Origin of the sequence: Mycobacterium heidelbergense, assembly GCF_050205645.1 — a bacterium.
In the GTDB taxonomy this organism is placed as follows: domain Bacteria; phylum Actinomycetota; class Actinomycetes; order Mycobacteriales; family Mycobacteriaceae; genus Mycobacterium; species Mycobacterium heidelbergense_A.
Genome location: NZ_JBNMQT010000017.1, coordinates 73345 through 94813 on the forward strand (window position 1 = coordinate 73345; position 21469 = coordinate 94813).

The 21469-nt window shown below is 66.5% G+C and carries 21 protein-coding genes; 9 read left to right on the plus strand and 12 right to left on the minus strand.

The window, feature by feature from the left end:
* Nucleotides 1-41: 41 nt before the first annotated feature.
* On the plus strand, nucleotides 42-1283 hold the full coding sequence (locus tag ACQI5H_RS18975) for an NADH:flavin oxidoreductase (RefSeq protein ID WP_427080865.1): 1242 nt from the start codon (nucleotides 42-44) through the stop codon (nucleotides 1281-1283).
* Nucleotides 1284-1362: 79 nt separating this feature from the next.
* On the opposite strand, the gene ACQI5H_RS18980 is transcribed toward ACQI5H_RS18975, so the two are convergent.
* The 6 genes from ACQI5H_RS18980 to ACQI5H_RS19005 form a co-directional block, all read right to left on the minus strand.
* Nucleotides 1363-2280, minus strand: coding sequence for an alpha/beta hydrolase (locus tag ACQI5H_RS18980; RefSeq protein WP_427080866.1), 918 nt, complete (start codon nucleotides 2278-2280; stop codon nucleotides 1363-1365).
* Nucleotides 2277-3116: an IclR family transcriptional regulator gene (locus ACQI5H_RS18985; protein ID WP_427080867.1), complete on the minus strand. Its 840-nt coding sequence runs from the start codon at nucleotides 3114-3116 to the stop codon at nucleotides 2277-2279. The genes ACQI5H_RS18980 and ACQI5H_RS18985 overlap by 4 nt, the downstream gene beginning before the upstream one ends.
* A gap of 135 nt (nucleotides 3117-3251) precedes the next feature.
* The gene (locus ACQI5H_RS18990; protein ID WP_427080868.1) at nucleotides 3252-4718 is read right to left on the minus strand and encodes an FAD-dependent oxidoreductase; all 1467 of its coding nucleotides are present in this window, start codon (nucleotides 4716-4718) and stop codon (nucleotides 3252-3254) included.
* The gene (gene bphC / locus ACQI5H_RS18995) at nucleotides 4715-5623 is read right to left on the minus strand and encodes a biphenyl-2,3-diol 1,2-dioxygenase (RefSeq protein ID WP_427080869.1); all 909 of its coding nucleotides are present in this window, start codon (nucleotides 5621-5623) and stop codon (nucleotides 4715-4717) included. Before bphC ends, ACQI5H_RS18990 begins: the two co-directional genes overlap by 4 nt.
* Nucleotides 5624-5637: 14 nt before the next feature.
* Complete coding sequence (locus ACQI5H_RS19000; protein ID WP_427080870.1) at nucleotides 5638-6822, minus strand: acyl-CoA dehydrogenase family protein; 1185 nt, start codon at nucleotides 6820-6822, stop codon at nucleotides 5638-5640.
* Nucleotides 6823-6914: 92 nt separating this feature from the next.
* Nucleotides 6915-7193 carry a 2Fe-2S iron-sulfur cluster-binding protein gene (locus ACQI5H_RS19005; RefSeq protein ID WP_427080871.1) on the minus strand — a complete coding sequence of 93 codons (279 nt, stop codon included), beginning with the start codon at nucleotides 7191-7193 and terminating at the stop codon, nucleotides 6915-6917.
* Between the two features lie 130 nt (nucleotides 7194-7323).
* Here ACQI5H_RS19005 and ACQI5H_RS19010 point away from each other — a divergent pair, with 130 nt between their 5' ends.
* From ACQI5H_RS19010 to ACQI5H_RS19020, 3 genes are read left to right on the plus strand one after another with little or no spacing between them, the layout of a single operon-like run.
* Entirely contained in the window at nucleotides 7324-8940 is a 1617-nt protein-coding gene (locus ACQI5H_RS19010; protein WP_427080872.1) for a flavin-containing monooxygenase, read from the plus strand.
* Nucleotides 8937-9740, plus strand: a complete 804-nt coding sequence (locus ACQI5H_RS19015) for a mycofactocin-coupled SDR family oxidoreductase (protein WP_427080873.1) — start codon at nucleotides 8937-8939, stop codon at nucleotides 9738-9740. The genes ACQI5H_RS19010 and ACQI5H_RS19015 overlap by 4 nt, the downstream gene beginning before the upstream one ends.
* Nucleotides 9737-10570, plus strand: coding sequence for a mycofactocin-coupled SDR family oxidoreductase (locus ACQI5H_RS19020; protein ID WP_427080874.1), 834 nt, complete (start codon nucleotides 9737-9739; stop codon nucleotides 10568-10570). The genes ACQI5H_RS19015 and ACQI5H_RS19020 overlap by 4 nt, the downstream gene beginning before the upstream one ends.
* A gap of 15 nt (nucleotides 10571-10585) precedes the next feature.
* On the opposite strand, the gene ACQI5H_RS19025 is transcribed toward ACQI5H_RS19020, so the two are convergent.
* The gene (locus ACQI5H_RS19025; protein WP_427080875.1) at nucleotides 10586-11458 is read right to left on the minus strand and encodes an alpha/beta fold hydrolase; all 873 of its coding nucleotides are present in this window, start codon (nucleotides 11456-11458) and stop codon (nucleotides 10586-10588) included.
* 82 nt (nucleotides 11459-11540) lie between these two features.
* Here ACQI5H_RS19025 and ACQI5H_RS19030 point away from each other — a divergent pair, with 82 nt between their 5' ends.
* Nucleotides 11541-11978, plus strand: coding sequence for a cupin domain-containing protein (locus tag ACQI5H_RS19030; protein WP_427080876.1), 438 nt, complete (start codon nucleotides 11541-11543; stop codon nucleotides 11976-11978).
* 35 nt (nucleotides 11979-12013) lie between these two features.
* Here ACQI5H_RS19030 and ACQI5H_RS19035 read toward each other — a convergent pair whose 3' ends face one another.
* Nucleotides 12014-12463 (minus strand): nuclear transport factor 2 family protein, encoded by a 450-nt coding sequence (locus tag ACQI5H_RS19035; RefSeq protein ID WP_427080877.1) that lies wholly within the window; start codon nucleotides 12461-12463, stop codon nucleotides 12014-12016.
* 39 nt (nucleotides 12464-12502) lie between these two features.
* Complete coding sequence (locus tag ACQI5H_RS19040; protein ID WP_427080878.1) at nucleotides 12503-12676, minus strand: hypothetical protein; 174 nt, start codon at nucleotides 12674-12676, stop codon at nucleotides 12503-12505.
* A gap of 149 nt (nucleotides 12677-12825) precedes the next feature.
* Between ACQI5H_RS19040 and ACQI5H_RS19045 the strand changes: the two genes are divergently transcribed.
* Nucleotides 12826-15084 carry a molybdopterin-dependent oxidoreductase gene (locus tag ACQI5H_RS19045; protein WP_427080879.1) on the plus strand — a complete coding sequence of 753 codons (2259 nt, stop codon included), beginning with the start codon at nucleotides 12826-12828 and terminating at the stop codon, nucleotides 15082-15084.
* 324 nt (nucleotides 15085-15408) lie between these two features.
* Here the strand turns inward: ACQI5H_RS19045 and ACQI5H_RS19050 are convergent, their stop codons facing one another.
* Nucleotides 15409-16254, minus strand: a complete 846-nt coding sequence (locus ACQI5H_RS19050; RefSeq protein ID WP_427080905.1) for an SDR family NAD(P)-dependent oxidoreductase — start codon at nucleotides 16252-16254, stop codon at nucleotides 15409-15411.
* Between the two features lie 159 nt (nucleotides 16255-16413).
* Between ACQI5H_RS19050 and ACQI5H_RS19055 the strand changes: the two genes are divergently transcribed.
* Nucleotides 16414-17460 carry an alpha/beta hydrolase gene (locus ACQI5H_RS19055; protein WP_427080880.1) on the plus strand — a complete coding sequence of 349 codons (1047 nt, stop codon included), beginning with the start codon at nucleotides 16414-16416 and terminating at the stop codon, nucleotides 17458-17460.
* A 42-nt stretch (nucleotides 17461-17502) separates the two neighbouring features.
* Here ACQI5H_RS19055 and ACQI5H_RS19060 read toward each other — a convergent pair whose 3' ends face one another.
* Complete coding sequence (locus ACQI5H_RS19060; protein ID WP_427080881.1) at nucleotides 17503-17721, minus strand: hypothetical protein; 219 nt, start codon at nucleotides 17719-17721, stop codon at nucleotides 17503-17505.
* A gap of 85 nt (nucleotides 17722-17806) precedes the next feature.
* On the opposite strand from ACQI5H_RS19060, the gene ACQI5H_RS19065 reads away from it, so the two are divergent.
* Nucleotides 17807-20449 carry an FHA domain-containing protein gene (locus tag ACQI5H_RS19065; RefSeq protein ID WP_427080882.1) on the plus strand — a complete coding sequence of 881 codons (2643 nt, stop codon included), beginning with the start codon at nucleotides 17807-17809 and terminating at the stop codon, nucleotides 20447-20449.
* Between the two features lie 7 nt (nucleotides 20450-20456).
* Here ACQI5H_RS19065 and ACQI5H_RS19070 read toward each other — a convergent pair whose 3' ends face one another.
* Entirely contained in the window at nucleotides 20457-20621 is a 165-nt protein-coding gene (locus ACQI5H_RS19070; RefSeq protein ID WP_427080883.1) for a hypothetical protein, read from the minus strand.
* A gap of 87 nt (nucleotides 20622-20708) precedes the next feature.
* On the opposite strand from ACQI5H_RS19070, the gene ACQI5H_RS19075 reads away from it, so the two are divergent.
* Nucleotides 20709-21449, plus strand: coding sequence for an SDR family oxidoreductase (locus ACQI5H_RS19075; protein WP_427080884.1), 741 nt, complete (start codon nucleotides 20709-20711; stop codon nucleotides 21447-21449).
* The last annotated feature ends 20 nt before the right edge of the window (nucleotides 21450-21469 follow it).

Sequence of the window (21469 nt, forward strand, 5' to 3'; positions counted from 1 at the left end):
ACCTCGTTGACCCGACCTGGATGATCGATGACGGTGGACCGATGAGCAATCCGTTTGGCCCCGTTCAGCTCGGCCCCGTCACGTTGCGCAACAGGATCATCAAGGCCGCTACATCTGAAGGGCGATCACCCGAGGGGCTGGTCACCGATGATCTGATTGCATTCCATCGGTCGTTCGCCGACGGAGGTGTCGGCATGACCACGGTCGCTTATTGCTGTGTGTCGGCCGAGGGTGCCAGCGCGCCCGGCCAGATCGTGATGAGTCCACAAGCTGTGCCGGGGTTGCGCAGGCTCACCGACACCGTTCATGAGGGCGGTGCCGCGATCTCCGCCCAGCTCGGCCACGCCGGCGTGGTGGCACCGAAAGCGTTGACTGGGGTAACGGCGGTCGCGCCGAGCCGGTTCATCAACCCCACGTCGTTCGCGTACTGCCGCGCCATCACCCGCGACGAGATCAGGACGGTCATCAATCAGTTCGGCGCTGCGGCGCAGTTGGCGATCGATGCCGGATTTGACGCGGTCGAATTGCATTTCGGGCACCTATACTTGCCGAGCTCCTTCATGAGCCCGCTCATCAACCGCCGCAAGGACCAGTACGGCGGGTCCATCGACAACCGATCCCGCTTCGCGCGTGAGATCGCCGAGCGTGTCCGCAAAGTGGCGGACGGCCAGATCGCTGTCATCGCCAAGCTGGACATGGACGACGGAGTGCCGGGCAGCATCTGGATCGACGAGGCATTGCGCACCGCACAGCTGCTCGACGCCGACGGCACACTCGACGCGATCGAGCCGACTCAGGGCTCCTCGGTTTTCAAGCCGATGTATCTGTTCCGAGGTGACGTCCCGGCGCGGGAGTTCGCCCGTGTCATGCCGGCCGCTTTGCGGCCCGCCGTCAGGCTGGCTGGAAAGCGAATAATGGGCAGCTACCCCTATACCGACCTCTACATGCTCGAGGCGGCGCGGCAATTCGTACCGGTTGTGCGAAACACCAAGCTGATTCTCCTGGGCGGTATCACTAACCGCGATCATCTCGAGACCGGGATGCGCGAGGGATTCGACTTCATGGCAATGGGCCGGGCGCTGCTGCGTGAGCCCGATCTGGTCAACACGATGATCGGTGATCCCACCGCACGCAGCAGGTGCACACACAACAACAAGTGCATGGTCACTGTTTTCGGGCGCACCCACTGCGTACTCGATCCCGGACAACGCTACGGTCCGGTGCTCGCGAAGATCGGAGGCATTGCGGCGACTCCGGTTGACGCGCGGCCGATCGGCACCTGACCGCTAGGGGCGCCCGCGGAAGCCGCCAGCGGATATAGGCCCCACGCACTGTTGGTGGCGTACACGCTGAAACCACCTTTCAGCCAAGTAGTCGACCAAGTTCCAGACACGCCCGCTGCCGCGCTTCGTGAGCTATGTCGAGCATCGGCATCGTCATGAACCCGTGGATGCCGCCGTCGAAGCGGCATCGCACCGTGATCACACCCGCAGCTTCGAGTGCGTCGGCGTAGGCGTTGCCCTCGTCGCGGAGTGGATCATGACCCGCGATGACGACGACTGCGGGCGGCACTCCGGCCAGGTCGGCTCGAAGCGGCGAGGCGTAGGGGTGTTCCCGATCGGCACGCGCCGGGACATACTGATCCCAGTACCACTGCAGCGCCGGCTTCGGATTGTAGAAACCGTTGCCGAACAAGCGATATGACTCGTTGTTGAAGTCGGCTGCGATCACCGGATAGATGAGCAACTGGCCGGCGATCGGGGGACCGCCACGATCGCGCGCCATCACCGCGGTGACGGCGGCCAGGTTTCCTCCCGCGCTGTCGCCGCCCACCACAACGCGCTTTGCATCGCCGCCAATCGCGTCCGCATTGTCGGCCGCCCACCGGGCGACCGCGTAGACGTCCTCGGCTGCGTCAGGCCACCGATGCTCCGGCGCCAGGCGGTAAGCAACCGAAATCACAACGGCGGGAATACTATTAGCGATGGTGCGGCACAGGCCGTCGTGACTTTCCAGGTCGCAGAACACGAAACCACCGCCGTGGGCGTACACCAGAATCGGCAGGCCCTCACCGTCGGGTCGGTAGATCCGCACCGCGATGTCGCCGCCGGGCCCCGGGATCGATTCGTCTCGCACCTCGGCAACGGGTTCGAGCTTGGCAGGTGGCACGAAACGGGAGCGGATGATCGCCCGGGCCTCAGCACCGGTCATGGTGTGGACCGGCGGGAATCCGGCGTCCAGCGCCTCGATAAGGGAAGCGATCTGTGGATCGAGGCTCACGCGTACTGCAGGGCGGGACGTGGCGCGGGTCGTGCCAGTCGCAATGGCCGAAGCGGTTGCAGGGTCGGCGCCACCCGTTGCGGGCCGTCCTCGACGTTGCGCCAGATGGCCATTGCGGTCATGCGGACGGGCGCGGCCAGGCGCTGATCGAACATCATGCGATTCATCGGACCGCACACCGACACCGCAGCGACGGCCTCACCCGGGCTGCCGATCGGGGCTGCCACACAACCGAATCCGAGCAGCGACTCCTCGCGCTCGAACGCGAAACCGTGGGCGCGCACCTTGGCCAATTCGATCGCCAGTTGCGAGCTGTTAACGATCGAGTACTTGGTCTTGCGGGCCTGCAGATCCACGGCCCTGTCCTCGTCACTGTAGGCCAGGATCGCCTTGCCGACGGCGGTGCAGTGCGCGGGTTGACGGCCCCCGACTCGGGTGGGGATCGCGCCGTTCATCGGTTCGCCGACCTTGTCGAGATAGACGACGTCGGGTCCGTCCAGGACCGCGAGGTGGACGACAAGCCCGGTGGCGCGGTGCAATTCGCCCAGCAGCGGCCTGGCCGCGCGCACCAGACGGTCCTGGTGTACGGCTAGTGAACCGAGCTCCACCAAACGCATACCGAGCTCGTAGTCGCGGCCGCTGCGGCGCAGCCAGCGCAGTTGCACCAAGCGCTCGAGCATCCGATGCGCCGACGAGCGCGGCAGGCCGGTGCGGCGGACGATCTGTGCCAGCGTCAGCCGTCCCGGTCCATCGAAGGCATCAAGCACCAACGAGATGCGGTCGATAACGGCACTGGGTGTTGGCTGGGCGGTCGCGACGGCGTCGGTTCGTGACATCGGTGTCCTCAAGGGTTGCTATAACTGGCTGTAATATTCCTATTAGGAATATATGCACCATACCGCTGTGGCTGCTGTCACACAAGACACGAAAAGGCGCCGCCGGACCCGGTTTAGTCGACGGATTAGCGCAGGTCAGCCCTTGGCGGCCGAGCGGCCCGCGCGGCGGCCGTAGAAGCTTCCGTCACCGAGCGAGACCCCGCTGGCGTAGCCCCACGCGGCGAGGCCCGCGGTCGAACGCCCCGCGGCGAAGAGGCCGGGGATGGGCTCACCGCTGACGTGCAGCACCTCGGCATCCAACGTGGTACTTAGGCCGCCCAGGGTGAAGCCGCCGGTGCTCTCGCGCAGGTCGATCGCGCCGACCGGGCAACCTATCGGCTTCACCCATTCCTGCTTCTTGTGCAGGAGCGGATCCTCGCCCCTGGCGGCCCCGTCGTTGTAGGCGGCGACGGTCGCCTGCAGCGAGCCGGGCGTCAGCCCCATGTCGCGTTCCAGGTCGGCGACGCTGTCGGCCACCCACGTCGCCGGCCGCAGCATGAACTTCGGTGACCACGACGCCATCGCCTCCTCCTGGGCATCGCCGTCGATGATCAGGTAGGCGGTGTTGTCCTGCTGATACAGGGTGAGCTGCCCGATCCTGCCCGGGTAGGTGTCCTCGGTGACGTAGCGCTGACCGCGGCCGTTGACCAGGATCCCGCGCACCAGCTGTTGCGGGTCGATGAAGATCGCGACCTCGGTGGCGTCCATGTGGGCCAGGTCGGCACCCAGGCCCTGCGCCATCCGGATCGCTTGCCCGTCGTGCTGCTCGATCGATGCGGCCGGGCGGCCGGCGATCCGCGGCGCATAGCGCGTCACCATCGCGTCGTTGTAGGCGAAGCTGCCCGTCGCGAGCACCACGCCCGAGCGCGCCCGCAACGCCATCTCGGTGCCGTACTGCCGGGCGCGCAGGCCGACCACCCGCCCATCGGATTCGACGATCAGCGACTGCACCCGCACGTCGTAGAGGGCACGCGCGCCGGCCGCGGTGGCCGTCTCGACGAGCGGTTTCATCAGCATGTAGCCGGCGCTGGCCTCACCCTGCTTCTTGTTCGACATCTGCGGGACGTGTCCGCGCGGGGCGGGGGTGGCGATGGTGTTGAAGGGATAGGCGTTTTCGCCGCCGCTGTACATCAGGCCCTGGTCGCCCATCGGTTCCCAGCCGGGTTCGGAGAAGAATTCTGCCTTGAATGGCACACCGCAGCCCACGAGCCAGTCGAAGTGGGCGACGCTGCCGGCGCAGTAGTCGGCGATCCGGTCCTCGTCCGCGCCCGGCCCCATCGCGATGTTCAGGAATGCCGCCATGTTGTCGACGGAATCGGTGAAGCCGCAAGCCTTTTGCAGCGCGGTGCCACCGCCGAGGTAGATGAAACCGCCCGCCATCGCCGCGGCGCCGCCCCACGAGCCGGTGCGCTCGAGGACCAGGACGTCGGCGCCGGAGCGGGCCGCTTCGACCGCCGCGGCGGCGCCGGCCACTCCGTAGCCGGCGATGACGACGTCGGCCTCGTCGTCCCACGAGGTGATCGACGCGGCGGGGACGGGCCTGACGTCGGTGTCGGGCGTCATAACCGCATTGCCGCGGGCATCTCGCCGACCCACTGGTGACCCCAGTAGCTGTCGGCAGTGATTTCCTCTGCGGTGTAATAGGTTTCGTCGACCCGCATGCCGTCGGTGCCGAATTCGATGTCCCAGTCGCCGGGCGCGCGGACGTAGAAGGAGATCATCTTGTCGTTGGTGTGGCGTCCCAGGGTGGACGACAGCTGGAATCCCTCGGCGTTGACGCGGTCCAGCGCCTGGCCCACCGCGTCGAGGGTGTCGACCTCGACCATGATGTGCACGAGCCGCGGGTCGCGCTGATGTGCGGCCGGGACGATCGCCATGCTGTGGTGTCGTTCGTTGATGCCAAGGAAGCGAACCCGCACCGGGCCGAACTCTTTCGGCAGCGGTACCCGGAACGCGCCACGGGAACGGAAACCCAGCACATCCGTGTAGAAATCGAACAGTCCGTTCGGCTCCATGGCCGGCACCACGACATGCCCCAGCCCCTGATCGCCGGTGACGAATTTCGCGCCGAACGGGGTGACGACCGGGCTGTGGTCGAGCACCGCCCCGTGAAACACCTCGAGCGTGGTGCCGGCCGGGTCCTCTAACGTGATCACCTCTTCCACCCGGCGCGCCTCGGCCTCGTCGGTGGACAACTGTTTGAACGCAACCCCGGCACCATCGAGGGTGGCCTTGACCCGCTGCAGCGCCTGGTGGTCGCGCACTTCCCAGCCGACGGTGAGCACCCGATCGGTCTCACCGGGCACCACGATCAGCCGGGCCGCGCGCTCGTCCATCCGCAGATACAGTGCGGACGCGTCGGGCCCCTTGCCTTCCGCGAATCCGAGGACGCCGAACGCGAATTGCCGCCAGCGGTCGATGTTGTTGGTCGAAATGGTGATGTAGCCAAGGCTTTTCAGGTCGCTCATGGTGAAGCGTTCTCCTAAATCAAGGCTCGCAGCGGACCCTCGGGCGGATCGATGCCGATCGAACTGAGCGCCGCCGCGTGATAGGTGGTGCCGGGCACGTGGATGGCGTGCATCTGACCGACGTGCACGTCACGCCAATACCGTTGCAGCGGCTTGTCCATGCGGGCCGCGTTGCCGCCCGAGCGGGCGAAGATCTCGTCGACCGCCGAGACCGCGCGCCACACCGCGCGAACCTGGGTGCGCCGGCCGGCCGCGCGGTCGGCGAACGACACCTCCTTGCCGGCGGCGACCATGTCGTAGATGCGGTCGGCGTTGGCCAGCAGTTCCTGGCGGGCGGCGTTGATGTCGGCGGCGGCCTCGCCGATCGCGTGCATGACGTAGGGGTCGTCCTTGATCGCGGTCCCGGTGGCGCCGACGCGCCCGCGCTGGTAGTCCAGGTGGGCGGCGAGCGCCCCCTCGGCGATGCCGATGGTCGCCGCGGAGATGCCCAGCGGGAACATCGTCGACCACGGCATCAGGTACAGCGGCTCGGTCATCCCCGCCTCGCGCTGGGCGGTCCCGTCCATCACCTTCGTCGCGTCCATGGTGCGGTAGGTCGGGACGAACGCGTCCTTGACGATCACGTCCTTGGACCCGGTTCCGCGCAGACCCACCACATTCCACGAGTCCTCGACGATCTCGTAGTCCTTGCGCGGCAGGATCATGTGCAGCATCTGCGGCGGCATCAGCGGGATGCCCTTCTCGTCGCCGAGCATCGCCCCCAGGATGATCCAGTCGCAATGATCGGTGCCGGAGCTGAACTGCCAGCGGCCGTTGAAGGTGTAGCCGCCGTCGACGGGCTTGGCCACGCCCTGCGGCGCGTACGGGGAGGCCATCCACGTGTCGACGTCCTCTGCCCAGATTTCCGCGGAGACTTTCGGATCGGCATAGGCCAACTGGTAGGGATGCACACCGACCACGCCGACGATCCAGCCGGCGGCCGGATCCAGCGCCGCAGTGGCCATCGTCGTCTCGGCGAACTCGCGGGGGTGGGCCTCGAAGCCCTGGTATTGCTTGGTCTGCAGCAGCCGGATCAGGCCGGCACCTTTCATCAGCTTGACGGTGTCGTCGGTGAGCCGGCCAATCCTTTCGGCTTCGGCGGCCTGGTCGCGCAACTGATCGGCCATGGCAACTACCCGGTCGAGTACCCGCTCGCTCATATCGTTCGTCCTAACGTGTGGGGGCGTAGTAATGGTCTACCGCAGTCCGCGCCGAACCCGAAGGCATTCCCGGTGAGCGGACGTAAACGCGGTCAAAACTTGATGTGGAGATGGTCGCTGGCCGGCCTGGCCTGGCACGCAAGAATCAGGCCGTCTCGCAGGTCGTCGGCTTCCAGGAGGTCGCACGCCGCCATCTCGGTCTCGCCCGCAACGACGGTGGCCACACACGAACCGCAGCGGCCCGCCCGGCACGAGTGGGGCGCGTCGATGCCCGCGTCGAGCAACGTGTCGACCAGGGTCTGACTGCGGGGCCAACGCAAACGATGTCGCTCACCATCCAGCTCCACTACGACATGAGCAACTTCTGACATGAGCCGATGATCTGCGATCTGCGGCGGTGGGCGAGTGCGCACGCCCAGTGGTCGGGAAAACTCGGCCGGAGCGTCCGTTGACCGGGAAAGGGAACCGCCTGCGACGACCAAGGCCCTACCGTTGCTGCCTGTGACCAATCCCGGCCAGCAGCCTCTCGACGTACTAGTGGTCGGCGCGGGGTTCGCCGGTCTGTACGCCCTACACAAGCTACGCAGCCAAGGTCTGTCGGTGCGGGTGCTCGAAGCCGCACCCGAGGTGGGTGGGACCTGGTACTACAACCGCTATCCGGGCGCGCGCTGCGACGTCGAAAGTGTCGACTACTGCTACTCGTTCTCCGACGAACTGCAGCAGGAATGGAACTGGACCGAAAAGTATGCCACCCAGGCCGAGATCCTCGCCTACCTGAACTGGGTCGCCGACAAACTGGACCTGCGCCGCGACATCGCCCTCAACACCCGCGTCGTGTCGGCGGTGCTGGATGAGGCTGCGTTGCGCTGGACAGTCACCACCGACGGCGGGCAGGCGCTTTCGGCGCGGTTTTGTCTCATGGCAACCGGCCCGTTGTCGACCGCGCTGACGCCGACCTTCGATGGCTTGGACGATTTTGCCGGCCAGATCTACCACACCGCCCAATGGCCCCACGATCCCGTCGACTTCACCGGCAAGCGGGTGGCGGTCATCGGCACCGGGTCCTCCGGAATTCAGTCGATTCCAATTATCGCCGAGCAGGCGTCCCACCTCTATGTCTTCCAGCGCAGCCCCAATTACAGTGTCCCGGCTGGCAACAAGCCGTTGTCGCCGGAAGAGCTCGACGACATCAAGGCCGGCTACGCGGAGCGGCGCAGGCTTTCGTGGCGCAGCGGCGGTGGCTCCCCGCACATCACTGCCCCGAAGCCGACGATGGAGTGCACGCCAGAGGAGCGGCGAGCCGCGTTCGAAAAGCGTTGGCAGCTGGGTGGCGTGCTGTTCTCGAAGACATTCCCCGACCAGATGATCGATCTGGCCGCCAACGACGAGGCCCGAAAGTTCTACGAGGAAAAGATCCGGGCCGTCATCGACGATCCAGCGGTCGCCGACATGCTGATTCCCAATGATCACCCGATCGGCACCAAGCGAATCTGCACCGACAGCAACTACTTTCAGACATTCAATCGGACCAACGTGTCCCTGGTCAGCGTGCGTGCGACTCCGATCGAATCCGTCGATGCCGGCGGCATCAACACCGCCGAGGCCCGGTACGACGTCGACATGATTGTTCTGGCAACGGGTTTCGACGCGATGACCGGGGCGCTGGGCAAGATCGACATTGTCGGGCGTAACGGCACGGCCCTGCGTGACGACTGGGCGCACGGACCGCGCACCTATCTGGGGCTGGGCGTCGACGGGTTTCCCAATCTTTTTTTGATCTCTGGCCCGGGAGCACCCGCCGTGCTGGCGAACATGGTGTTACACGCGGAAGCTCAGGTGAACTGGATTGCTGAGGCCATCACCTACCTGGATAACCACGACTACGCCGCGATCGAAGCCACTGTGGACAGCGTGGACGCCTGGGTCGCTGAATGCTCCCGGCGCGCCGAGACGACGCTGTTCACCAAGGCGAATTCCTGGTATATGGGCGCGAACGTGCCGGGAAAGCCAAGGGGTTTCATGCTGTTCGTCGGGGGCTTCGCGACCTACAACGACATCTGCGTCGAGGTCGCCGACTCCGGCTACCGGGGATTCGACCTGATCACGATGCCGCAATGAAAGGACTGGTTGACAAAGTCGTGCTGGTAACCGGCGCCGCCCGCGGCAGCGGACGCGCGCACTGCGAGCGGTTCGCCGACGAGGGCGCCGACGTGATCGCGCTGGACGGACAGGCGGCGGAACGCGAATTGAGCGATACCGCAAGGGAAGTCGAGAATAGGGGTCGGCGCTGCGTGACCGGCGTCGCCGATGTGAGCGACCTCGAAGCGATGACGGCCGCGATCGATCACGGCGTCGTAGAACTGGGTCGGCTTGACGTGATCGTCGCCAACGCCGGAATCCACCTTCCCGGCGCGCCCTCGTGGGAACTGGACCCGCGAGACTGGCAGCGCACGCTCGACGTCAACCTCACCGGCGTATGGCACACCATCAGGGCGGCTGTGCCGCACATGGGGGAGGGGGGCGGCGCCATCATGATCATCAGTTCGACCAACGGAATTCGCGGCACGACAAACACCGCCCACTACACGGCCAGCAAGCACGCGGTGGTGGGCCTTGCGCGCACCCTGGCCAACGAACTCGGGCCGCGCCGCATCCGGGTCAACACCGTCCACCCCGGCGCGGTCGCAACAACCACGGTGCTCAACGAGGCGACGTTCAAGCGCCTGCGGCCCGATCTGGAGAACCCCACGGCGGCCGATGCTGCCGAGGTGCTCGAGGCGCGCAACCTGCTGCCGGTGCCGTGGCTGGAACCGGTCGACGTGGCCAACGCCGTGGTGTTCTTGGCCTCCGACGAGGCCCGCTACATCACGGGTACGCAGCTCGTCGTCGACGCAGGCCTGACTCAGAAGACGACGTGAGCGGGCGGCTTGCCGGGAAGGTCGCCCTGATCACCGGCGCGGCGCGGGGGATCGGGCGCGCGCAAGCCGTGCGCTTCGCGCAGGAGGGCGCTGACATCGTGGCGCTGGACGTGTGCGGACCGGTCGATACGGTGGTGATCCCGCACAGCACACCCGCCGACCTCGACCACACGGCCGCCCTAGTCACAGACGCCGGTGCCCGGGTGCACACGGAGATCGTCGACGTGCGGGACCTCGCCGAGATGCGCACTGCCGCGGACCGAGGCGTCGAGCGGTTCGGCGGACTGGACGTAGTGTGTGCGACTGCGGGAATCACCTCTCGCGGCATGGCGGTCGATCTGGACGAAACCGCGTGGCGCGCCATGCTGGACGTCAACCTCACCGGCGTGTGGCATACGTGCCGGGCCGGGGCGCCGCACCTGATCGCGCGAGGCGCCGGGGCTCTGGTCCTGACGAACTCGATCGCCGGATTGCGTGGCTTACTCGGTGTCGCGCACTACACCGCCGCCAAGCACGGTGTGGTCGGTTTGATGCGCAGCCTTGCGAACGAGCTTGCGCCGCACAATGTTCGGGTCAACTGCATCCATCCGACGAATGTCGACACTCCGATGATCCAGAACGACGCCGTTAGGAGCGCGTTTCGCCCGGACTTGGACCGGCCGCCCACGCGTGCCGAGTTCGCCGAGGCGGCTCGCGGCATGAACATGCTCGCGGTGCCATGGATAGATCCGGTGGACGTCGCCAACGCCGCGCTGTTCCTGGCGTCCGACGAGGCGCGATACATCACCGCAGTGACCCTGCCGGTCGACGCGGGCGCCACCCAGCGATGAGGGATCGACGAGCGGTTAGCCGTTCTTACGGGACAGGAACGCCAGGACCGTACTTTCGAACGCTTCCTTGGCTTCGATCATCGCCCAATGCCCGGAGTTGGGGAATATGTGAAGTTCCGCGTTGGGGATGGTGCGCATGGGGATCAGCGCCATGTCGGGCGGGCTCACCCTGTCGTCCCGGCCCCACGTCAGCAGGGTTGGCGCCGTCAGCTTGTGCATGATGGCCCACGGCAGCGGCCGGTCGGACGCCGCCATGGCGGAGTTCATCCCGGCGAACGCCGCCTTGCCGTACATGCGGCGCGCGGCATCCAGTGTCGCGGGATCGGTGGCCAGCGACCAGCGTTCCTCGATCAGCTCGTCGGTGACCAACGATTGGTCGTAAACCATCGATTTCAGCCAGTCGACGAGCCGCTGCCGGGTGGGGTCTTCGACGAACTCCTGCAACAGCCGGATGCCCTCGCTGGGGCTGGGGCTGAAGATGTTTGTCCCGATGCCGCCGATGGTGACCAGCCGGCCGACGCGACCGGGATTGGCGATGGCGAAATTGATGCCGACGCCGCCGCCCATCGAGTTGCCGACGATGTGCGCCTTGTCGACGCCCAGCGCGTCCAGGAAAGGCGATACGGTGCCGAATGCCGTCACCATCGGGTGGCCGCCGAAGTCGTCGCTGACCCCGAAGCCGGGGAATTCCAGGATCAGGCAGCGGAAACGCTCGGCGAAGGTGGGAAGGACCCCGCGAAAGTTGCGCCACCCGGTGACGCCGGGCCCCGAGCCATGCAGGAACAGCAACACCGGGCCGCTGTCGGCGCCGCAGTCGTAGTAGCGCAATGCGCCGTTCGGGGTGCTGATCTCACGCAGGTCGTGCTCGACGGTCGGAGTCTTGGCCACGAGGTCACCCTGCCACGTCGCCGCGACGGGCGGGAGCGGTGGTTCCGCTGATCGGTCAGCGCCTCGTCTACAGTCTTGGGGCATGCGCTTGCTGGTCACCGGCGTTGACGCAGCCGGGCGGTCATGCGCCGCCCAGGACGGCCCCGTCACACTGCAAGGGAATGCCGGGCTGGGCGGCATCCTGTATTCGGTTCTCTACGCGACGGCCTCCGCTCCGTCGATCGATGATGGCGGCGGGCGCGTCGCCGATGTCCTCGACCTGGCGGTCCCGCCGGGTTCGATGCGCTGGGCGGCGATCGAGTATTCCCCGGGTGCGGAATTCTCCATGCACCATACGGACACGGTCGATTTCGACGTGGTGCTGTCGGGCTCGGTGGAATTGATCCTGGATGACGGTGCGCACCTGCTGACGGTCGGCGACAGCGCTGTGATCACGGGCGTCGACCACGCCTGGCGCGCCGGCGCGGACGGCTGCCGGCTCAACATCATGACGATCGGTGTTTCGGCGCCGAACGTGTAACTGCTACGACGACCCGCCGACACCGGTCGCACTGATTACACGTTCGGCGGCCGCCGAGCCATGAGGGAGTCGGGTGCCGCCCAATCGGTCGATACCTTGCGATGCTTGATCAGCCAGGTATCACCGTCGGGCACCAGGACGTCGCGATAGCGTCCGAAATGGTCGAGTCCGATATGGGTGACCACGGTGAAGTAAGACTCGACGTGGGCCTCGTCCGGGGTCAGTCCCGTGAACACCACGGTGGCGACGTTGTGCCGCACGACCGGCTTGACGTCAGCGTTGTCGGCGAGGTTGCCGGTGACACCGCCGAGGAAGGCCGCGATCTGGGATCGGCCGCGCAGAGGTTCGGACCCGCGAATCTCGAGAACACCGTCCGCGCAGAATGTTTCGGCAAGTCCGTCGAGCCGGCCGGCGTCACCCGACCAGTTGTACCGCGCGAGGGTGTCGCGGATCTGCTCACGCGCGACCAGTTCCCACATCTCCATCGTCGCGACTTTAGTCATGCGCCGCGGAGGCGCGCCGAATTACCTGATGACGTAGGGCCGGAAGCCGTGGCCGCCGACGGGCGTGACTCCGTCGAGGTCGAAGACGGCGATCATGGCCCGCAGGAGGGCGGGGGACCAGTCCTCGAACGGGTGCGCATCGATCCGGTCGAGTAGCTCACAGCGGAGGTACTCGATGTCCTGCCGATCGGTCATGTACCCGACGCTAGGGTCGGCGTCTCGCCGTTGTACAGCCGGCTTGGCAGATTCAAATGTGTCTCAGGGCCGATCATCAGCGGTTTATCAGCGAGTGCCGTGCTTTTTGGGTACTTCCGCTACGGACAGTAGCGGAATACAGTGGGTGGGTGACGACCGGCGACAACGGCAGGCATCTGCGGACCTGTCCACTGTGTGAAGCCATGTGCGGCTTGGAGATTCACGTCGAGGGCGGCCCCAAAGACGGGAAAGTCACCAGCATCCGGGGCAACCCCGACGACGTCTGGAGCCGCGGGCACATCTGCCCCAAAGGCGTGTCCCTCGCCGCGCTGCACGACGACCCCGATCGCATCCGCCACCCACTGATCAAGGTCGACGGCCGCTGGCAGGAAGTCAGCTGGGACGTCGCGTTTCGCCGCTGCACCGAGTTGCTGACGCCGGTGATCCAGAAGTACGGGATCGGCGCGGTCACCGCCTATACCGGCAACCCGCTGGCGCATTCCTTCTCGCTCGCCCGCTACTCGGGCGTGCTGCTGGGCATGTCGGGGATGCCGGTCACGTATTCGCCGGGGACGGTCGACCAGTGGCCCAAGAACCTGTCGTCGCACCTGATGTACGGCCTCTGGTGGAACTTCCCGGTGCCCGACATCGAACGCACCGACCTGATGGTCATCATGGGCGCCAACCCCGCCGCGTCGCAGGGCTCGCTGCTGGCCGCGCCCGATGTGATGGGCCTGATCGAAGCGATCCGCAAGCGCGGCAAGGTGATCGTGATCGACCCGGTGCGCACCCTGACCGCCGCCCGTGCCGACGAGTGGCTTCCGATCGTCCCGGGCACCGACGCGGCGCTGCTGCTTGCGGTCGCGCACACACTCTTTGACGAAGACCTGATCGACCCCGGACCGCACGTCGACGGCGTCGACACGATGCGCCGGGTCGCCGCGGACTGGCCGCCGGAGCGGGTCAGCGCCGTCACCGGCATCCACGCGGACCGGATCCGCGGGCTGGCCCGTGAGCTCGCGGGCACCCGGAAGTCGGTGGTGTATGGCCGAATCGGCCTGTGCAATCAGGAGTTTGGCAGCCTAGCCAGCTGGCTGGTCGATGTGGTCAACATTTTGATCGGCCATTTCGACACGCCCGGCGGCGCGATGTTTCCGAAGCCGGCGGCCTGGTCGATCACCTCGCAGCCGCTGCCCGGCCTCGAGGGCGGCGCCCCCGAATTCGGTCGCTGGCACACGCGGGTTCGGGGCGCGAAAGAGGTCCTCGGCCAGGCGCCGGTGTCGTGCATGGCCGAAGAGATCGCCACACCGGGCGACGGGCAGCTCAAGGCGCTGATCACGGTCGCGGGCAACCCGGTGTTGTCCACGCCCGGGGGAGACAAACTCGACGAGGTGCTGCCGATGCTGGACGCGATGATCTCGATTGATCTGTGGCTCAACGAGACAACGCGGCACGCCGACGTGATCCTGCCGGGGCTCTCCCCACTCGAGCAACCTCACCACGACGACCTCATCTTGCTGTTTGCGATCCGCAGCATCGCGAACTACTCGGCCCCGGTGTTCGACCCGGGCGACCGCCCGCACGAGTGGGAGATCCTGATCCGGCTGACCGGCCTGTGCACCGGCATCCCCGCCGAAGACGTCGATGTCGCGGCGATCGACGACGGCTTCTTCGACTACCTGGCGTTCACCCGCGGCCTCGACGGCGCGGAGATCCGTAAGCTCTACGACGATGCCGGTTTGAAAGGCGGCCCGGAGCGGATGCTCGACCTCACGCTGCGAACCGGCCCGTTCGGGGACCAGTACGGACAGAACCCGGGCGGCCTCACATTGGACATGCTCAAGGCCAACCCCAACGGGATCGACTTCGGGCCGATGGTGCCCCAGCTGCCCGACATCCTGGACACGCCCGACAAGAAAATCCGCCTCGCCCCGCAATACCTGCTCGACGACCTGCCACGGCTGGCCGCACGCCTGGAACGGCCCGCCGAGCCGCTGGTGCTGGTCAGCCGACGACACCTGCGGTCGAACAACACCTGGCTGCACAACGTGCCCGCGCTGATGAAGGGCAAGGACCGGTGCACGCTGCTGATCCACCCCGACGACGCCGCACGCTTCGGTGTGGCCGACGACGACGTTGTCACGGTGAAATCGGAGGCCGGCGAGATCAGTGTCCCCGTCGAGATCACCGACGCGATAAAACCCGGCGTCGTGTCGATGCCGCACGGCTGGGGCCACGGCAAGCCGGGCACCCGCATGTCGGTGGCCAACAGCTCGCCCGGCGCCAACACCAACGTGCTGTCCCCGCCGGCGTTCGTCGACGAGCCGTCCGGCAATGGTGTCCTCAACGGTATTCCGGTCACCGTGATCCACGAGCAAGCACGATTTCGAGCCGCACAAGGCGTCTGATCTCACAGCGGATCGATAACTTCGATCCAGGTTCTTGCTAATCCCAGCGCGCAAGTTGCGTGATGGCGGCGAACAAGCAACGCATTTTGACGCAAACGATTCTCGCCGATATCGCGACGTTGCGATGCTAGCGCTATCCCACGCCCCGCAATATGACGACGCGAAAACCGTTGGGGGATCGGCGTTTACCCGCGTCGTAGCCGATGGCAACGACCTCGAAGCCCAACTGCAACTGGACCTCCGGCAAGCCCAGCAAGACGAGCAACAGGGCCTACAGGTCGAGCAGCAAGCCACTGTCTCCGTCCCCGGAAGTTAACGGCTGCTTCAGGGTTCGATCGGGCGATTCGTCCATTCGCGATCGGCCCGGCGCGACGAGCGGAACCACCCGCCCGCCGCGCCGGTGCCGCCGTCGGTCGGGATGGTGTGGCCGGTGACGAACGCCGACAGGTCGGACGCCAGGAAGAGGATGACTCGGGCCTGGTCTTCGGGCAGGCCCATCCGCCCGACGGGAACCCATTGCGGCCACTGCGTCTGCTCCTCGGCGGATAGCCACTGCGAGTAGGGCACCTGGAGCGATTCCGTGACGTCGGGGCCGACACCGTTGACCCGCACTCCGTCGCGGCCCACCTGGACCGCGAGGCTGCGCGTGAAATGGATGACGGCCGCCTTGAACGCGGCGTAGACCGGATCCTCCGGGTAACCGCGCAACCCTTCGACCGACGAGACGTTGACGATCGCACCCGCGCGCTGGCGGATCATCGCCGGCAGGAACGCGTGGGTGACGAGGAAAACATGGTGCAGGTTGATGCGGTAGAGCTCATCCCACAGTTGCGGATCGGTGTCGACGAAGTTGCCCGGGTGACGCAGCCAATGACCGACGTTGTTTACCAGGATGTCGATCCGCCCATAGCGATCCAGCACCGTTTGCGCCAAGGCCGCAACCTGATTGGCGTCGCGAACGTCGGTGATCACCGCCAACGCAGAACCCCCGCTGCTCGCGATGTCGTCGGCCGTTCGTCGCGCGAGTTCGGTGTCGCTATCCGCGATGACGACGCGCGCGCCGTGCTGGGCGAACAACCGGGCCGTCGCTGCGCCGATTCCGCCACCGCCGCCGGTGACCACCGCGACCCGATCCGACAGCAGCCGAGCATCGATTGCGTCCATGCCCATATCTTGGGCCATCATGCTGGCCGCGCGCATAGATAAGGCCGGAATACCCGCCTTTCGCGCGCGTAAACAGTGAGAAACCCAACTTTGCCACAGGCTTAACGCAGAGTTTTCACGTGCTGGAGGCCGGGTATCCGCTCGTCAAAATAGGAGTTGTTGTCAATGGCCACAAGGGATCCGGAGCGTCGTCGTTCGTTGCGGCACGTGGTGAGCAATCGACGCATCCACCACCGGCACAGCGCGCAATCGGTTGCGGTGTCATGGGCCAGCCGGTTGATCGTGAAAAACGCCGTGCGCGCCTGGGCAATTCAGCCGCATCTGCATTGGCCGCTCGAATACGTCGACGGCATGGCCGGTCTGCTGCCACATTCTCGTTCGTCGGCGACCGTCGAACCCATACAACTCGAACACTGCGGCGCGGAATGGATTCGCGCGCGAGGGGTGTCTCCGGCGCGCGCGATCCTCTACCTGCACGGCGGGGCGTTTTTGACCTGCGGCCTGAACACCCACCGTTCGGTGGTGTGCCGCTTGTCGAAGGCGGCCGACGCCGGTGTGCTCACGGTCGGATACCGAAAGTTGCCGTCGCATCAAATCAGCGACGCGATCGAAGACGGCCTCAGCGGCCTGCGCTGGTTGCGGGAGCGGGGCTACGACGATGACCGAATTGTCGTGGCGGGCGACTCCGCCGGCGGGTACCTGGCGTTCATGACCACGCTGGCAGCCATCCGGAACCACGTCGCGAAACCTGCTGGAATCGCCACGGTTTCGCCGTTCACCGACCCGGATCCCGCCCGCAAGCTCAAGCATCGCAACGCACGCAAGTGCTCGATGTTCACCCGCGGGGCGTTGTCGATGTTCGCCCGGTACCTCGGCGAAGTGCAACTGCCGGCGGGCAAAGGGAGTTCCAAGGCCCGCGTGGTCTCCCCGGTCGACGCCGACTTGTCCGCGCTGCCTCCCGTGACGATCCACGCAAGCTCCGATGAGCTGTTGCTCCCGGACGCCGAGCTCATGGCGAAGCGCTTGGAAGCCAGTGGAATCCGCTGCGATTTGCATCTTTGGGACGGCCAGATTCACGACTTCCCCTTGGCGGCCGACATCCTGCCCGAGGGGCGACGTGCCATTCGTTACATCGGGGACTTCGTCAAGGATGTCACGACCGGCCCCGGCGGCGCCTGGCGCGCGCCGGAGATCACTGCCGCCGCCGGATAGCCTGGACCGACCAGGTGCCGCGAAAGCGTCTGCGCCGCAGGTCTATTCGTACTGCTCGCGTTCGTCGAGTTCCGGGTCGATCAGGACCGTCTCACGTTGTTCCTGCCAGTCGGAGGGGGCCGCCTCGAGCGGCACGTCGCGGTCGTCCGGCCAGGATGTGGCGTCGTCCTCGTCGGCCGGCGAGCCGGAGGTCGGCTGCTGTTGCTCAACGGCATCCGCGACGGGCACGTCGTCGGGGAAGTCATTGTCGCTGTGCTGCATGGACGGCGGATTACCCGCCGTTTCGCCGTCGAAAACGTTGCGATGACTTGCCCTGCGCTTGGCGCCAGCCGATACAGTTGGCTTAATGAGCCGACCAGCCCCGCCTGTGCTGACCGTGCGGTATGACGGAGCCGAGCGCACCTTCTCCGCAGGCAACGATGTCGTGATCGGGCGTGACCTGCGGGCGGACGTCCGCGTTGCCCACCCTCTGATATCGCGCACGCACCTGCTGGTGCGATTCGACCAGGGCCGATGGGTCGCGATCGACAACGGCAGCCTCAACGGCCTCTACGTCAACAGCCGCCGGGTGCCGACCGTCGACATCCTGGACGGCCTGCGGGTCAACATCGGGAACCCGGACGGTCCGGCGCTGGCCTTCGAGGTCGGTCGCCACCTCGGCTCGGCCGGACGCCCACCCTTGACAACGTCGATTCCGCTTCTGAGCCCGTCGAGCGAACCGAGTGGCCCAGCACCGGTCCAGGGCTCATCGGGAACCGGCACGTCACCTTGGCGGGGCCAGCCGCAGCCCTCCCCGTCGGGGCCGTTGCGGTCGCAGCCGACGCGTCCGCCCACCGGACCGGAAGCGGTCCAGCCGCCGCGCCACCCGTCCGGGCCGCAGCCGCGTTACCCGACCGGTGGGCAACCGGCGGCTCCGCCGAGCGGGTCGCACTCGGCACCGCAGATCTACCGGGCACCACCGGCGAAGGTCGCCCCGGCCGGACCCGAGACCATGCGCGTCGGCGCTGATGCGTCGAACCTCGCGACCTCGATGTTGAAGATGCTGCGGCCGGGTAAAGCGGAGGCGACGCCCGGCGCCATCAAGATCGGCCGCGCCAACGACAACGACATCGTCATTCCCGAGGTTCTGGCATCACGCCACCACGCCACCCTCATCCCGACGCCGCGCGGCACCGAGATTCATGACAACCGCAGCATCAACGGCACCTTCGTCAACGGATCCCGGGTCGAGGTGGCGGTGCTGCAGGAGGGCGACGTCGTCACGATCGGCAACATCGACCTCGTCTTCGCGGGCGGCACGCTGGCCCGTCGCGACGAGGCCGCGACCGCGACGCGCACCGGCGGCCTCGATGTCCGCGGGGTGACCTGGACGATCGACAACAACAAGACGCTGCTGGACGACATCTCGCTGGGCGCGCTTCCCGGAACGCTGACGGCCGTCATCGGTCCGTCGGGCGCCGGGAAGTCGACGTTCGCCAGGTTGGTGGCCGGGTACACCAGCCCGACCAACGGCACGGTGGCCTTCGAGGGCCACAACGTTCACGCCGAATATGCCTCGCTGCGCAGCAGAATCGGCATGGTGCCGCAGGACGACGTCGTGCACGGCCAGCTGACCGTGCAACAGGCGCTGATGTATGCGGCCGAACTACGGCTGCCGCCGGACACCACCAAGGAGGACCGCGCCCAGGTGGTGGCCCGGGTGCTCGAGGAACTCGAGATGAGCCAGCACCTGCAGACTCGGGTGGACAAATTGTCGGGCGGCCAGCGCAAGCGCGCGTCGGTGGCGCTGGAGTTGCTGACCGGGCCGTCGCTGCTGATCCTGGACGAGCCGACCTCCGGTCTGGACCCCGCTCTGGACCGGCAGGTCATGACGATGCTGCGGCAGTTGGCCGACGCGGGCCGGGTGGTCCTCGTGGTCACCCACTCGCTGACGTACCTCGACGTGTGCGATCAGGTTCTGCTGCTCGCCCCCGGCGGCAAGACCGCGTTCTGCGGGCCGCCCAGCCAAATCGGTCCGGCGATGGGAACCACCAACTGGGCCGACATCTTCAGCACGGTCGCCGGCGATCCCGACGCGGCCAAAGCGCGGTACCTGTCGCAGACGGGCCCGGCCCCGGCGCCGCCACCCCCGGAGAAACCCGCCGAGCTGGGCGATCCGCCGCAAACCAGCCTCGTCCGGCAGTTCTCCACGATCGCGCGGCGACAGATTCGGTTGATCGTCAGCGACCGCGGCTACTTCGCTTTTCTCGCGCTGCTGCCGTTCATCATGGGCTCGCTGTCGATGTCGGTGCCCGGTGACGTCGGCTTCGGCATACCCAATCCCATGGGTGAGGCGCCGACCGAGCCCGGGCAGATCCTGGTGCTGCTCAACGTCGGTGCGGTCTTCATGGGGACGGCACTAACCATCCGCGATCTCATCGGCGAGCGCGCGATCTTCCTGCGTGAGCAGGCGGTCGGGTTGTCCACCACCGCCTACCTGCTGGCGAAGGTCTGTGTCTACACCGTGTTCGCGATCGTTCAGTCGGCGATCGTCAGCGCCATCACGCTGCTCGGCAAGGGTGGCCCGACCCAGGGCGCCGCAGCGCTGGGCAAGCCCGGGCTGGAGCTGTTCGTCGATGTCGCGGCGACCACGGTCGCCTCGGCGATGCTCGGGTTGGCGCTCTCCGCGATCGCCAAGTCCAACGACCAGATCATGCCGCTGCTCGTCGTGGCGGTCATGTCGCAGCTGGTGTTCTCCGGCGGCATGATTCCCGTGACCGCGCGCATCGGGCTGGACCAGATGTCGTGGGCCACACCGGCCCGGTGGGGTTTCGCGACGTCGGCCTCCACCGTCAACTTGATTCACCTGGAGCCGGGTCCGCAGGTGCCGAAGGACTCACACTGGCATCACAATGCCGGCACCTGGTGGTTCGACATGGCCATGCTGGTGGTGATCAGCGTTTTCTATCTGTGCTTCGTGCGCTGGAAGATTCGGCTCAAAGGAGGCTAGGGGGACGCTAGGCCCCCTTGCGGACCACGTGGTCCGCGGCCGCGTGCATCCGGTCTGACAGTTGCAGCAGATCATGCTCGCCCACGCCGTGGGGCATGGTGTATGCCAGCTGCCGTAGTTCAACGGCGCAGTTGCGCAACTCTTCGCGCAGGCGCGTCTCGATGGTGGGCATGCCCAAATTTTCGCAGGCCCCGCGCCCATCCGCGATGGCGGCGAAGTGTTTTAACGGGAGTTTGACAGCGTTTTTACAGTGGGGCGCATGAAAAGTATCGAGCGCAAGGTCGTCGCGATCACCGGCGCAAGCAGCGGCATCGGAGAGGCGACCGCGCGGCTGCTCGCCGAGCGCGGGGCGAGCGTGGTTCTCGGAGCGCGCCGCACCGAGCGCCTCGCCGACATCGCGAGCGAGATACGGGATCTCGGGGGAGCGGCCGTGATTTGTCGGGTGGACGTCGCTCGGCCTGAGGATCTGGAGCGACTTGTCGGTATGGCCATCGATGAGTTCGGTCAGCTGGATGCCTTGGTGAGCAACGCGGGCATCAGCAAGGTAGGCCCGATATCGGATCTGGACGTCGGCGGTTGGTCGGCCATGATCGACGTCAACCTGCGCGGGGTGCTGCACGGCATCGCGGCGGCGCTACCGGTCTTCCAGCGGCAGGGCCGGGGCCACTTCGTCACGACGGTGTCGACGGCCGGGTTGAAGATCGTGCCCAACATGGCCGTCTACGCGGCCACCAAGAATGCCGTCCGCACCCTGATGGAAGGCCTGCGCCAAGAGTCGACCGACGGGATAGTGCGCACCACATCGATATCGCCGGGGTTCGTCGATACCCAACTCGACAGCTCCATAGACGACGTGGCGGTGCGTGAGCAGATCCGGCGCACGATGAACGAGTTCGGTCTTCCGCCATCGGCGGTGGCGCGAGCGATCGCCTTCGCCATCGAACAGCCCGAGGACACCGAAATCGGAGACATCACGATCCGCTCAACAGTGCAGGGATAGCCGACAGAGCGTACTGGTTT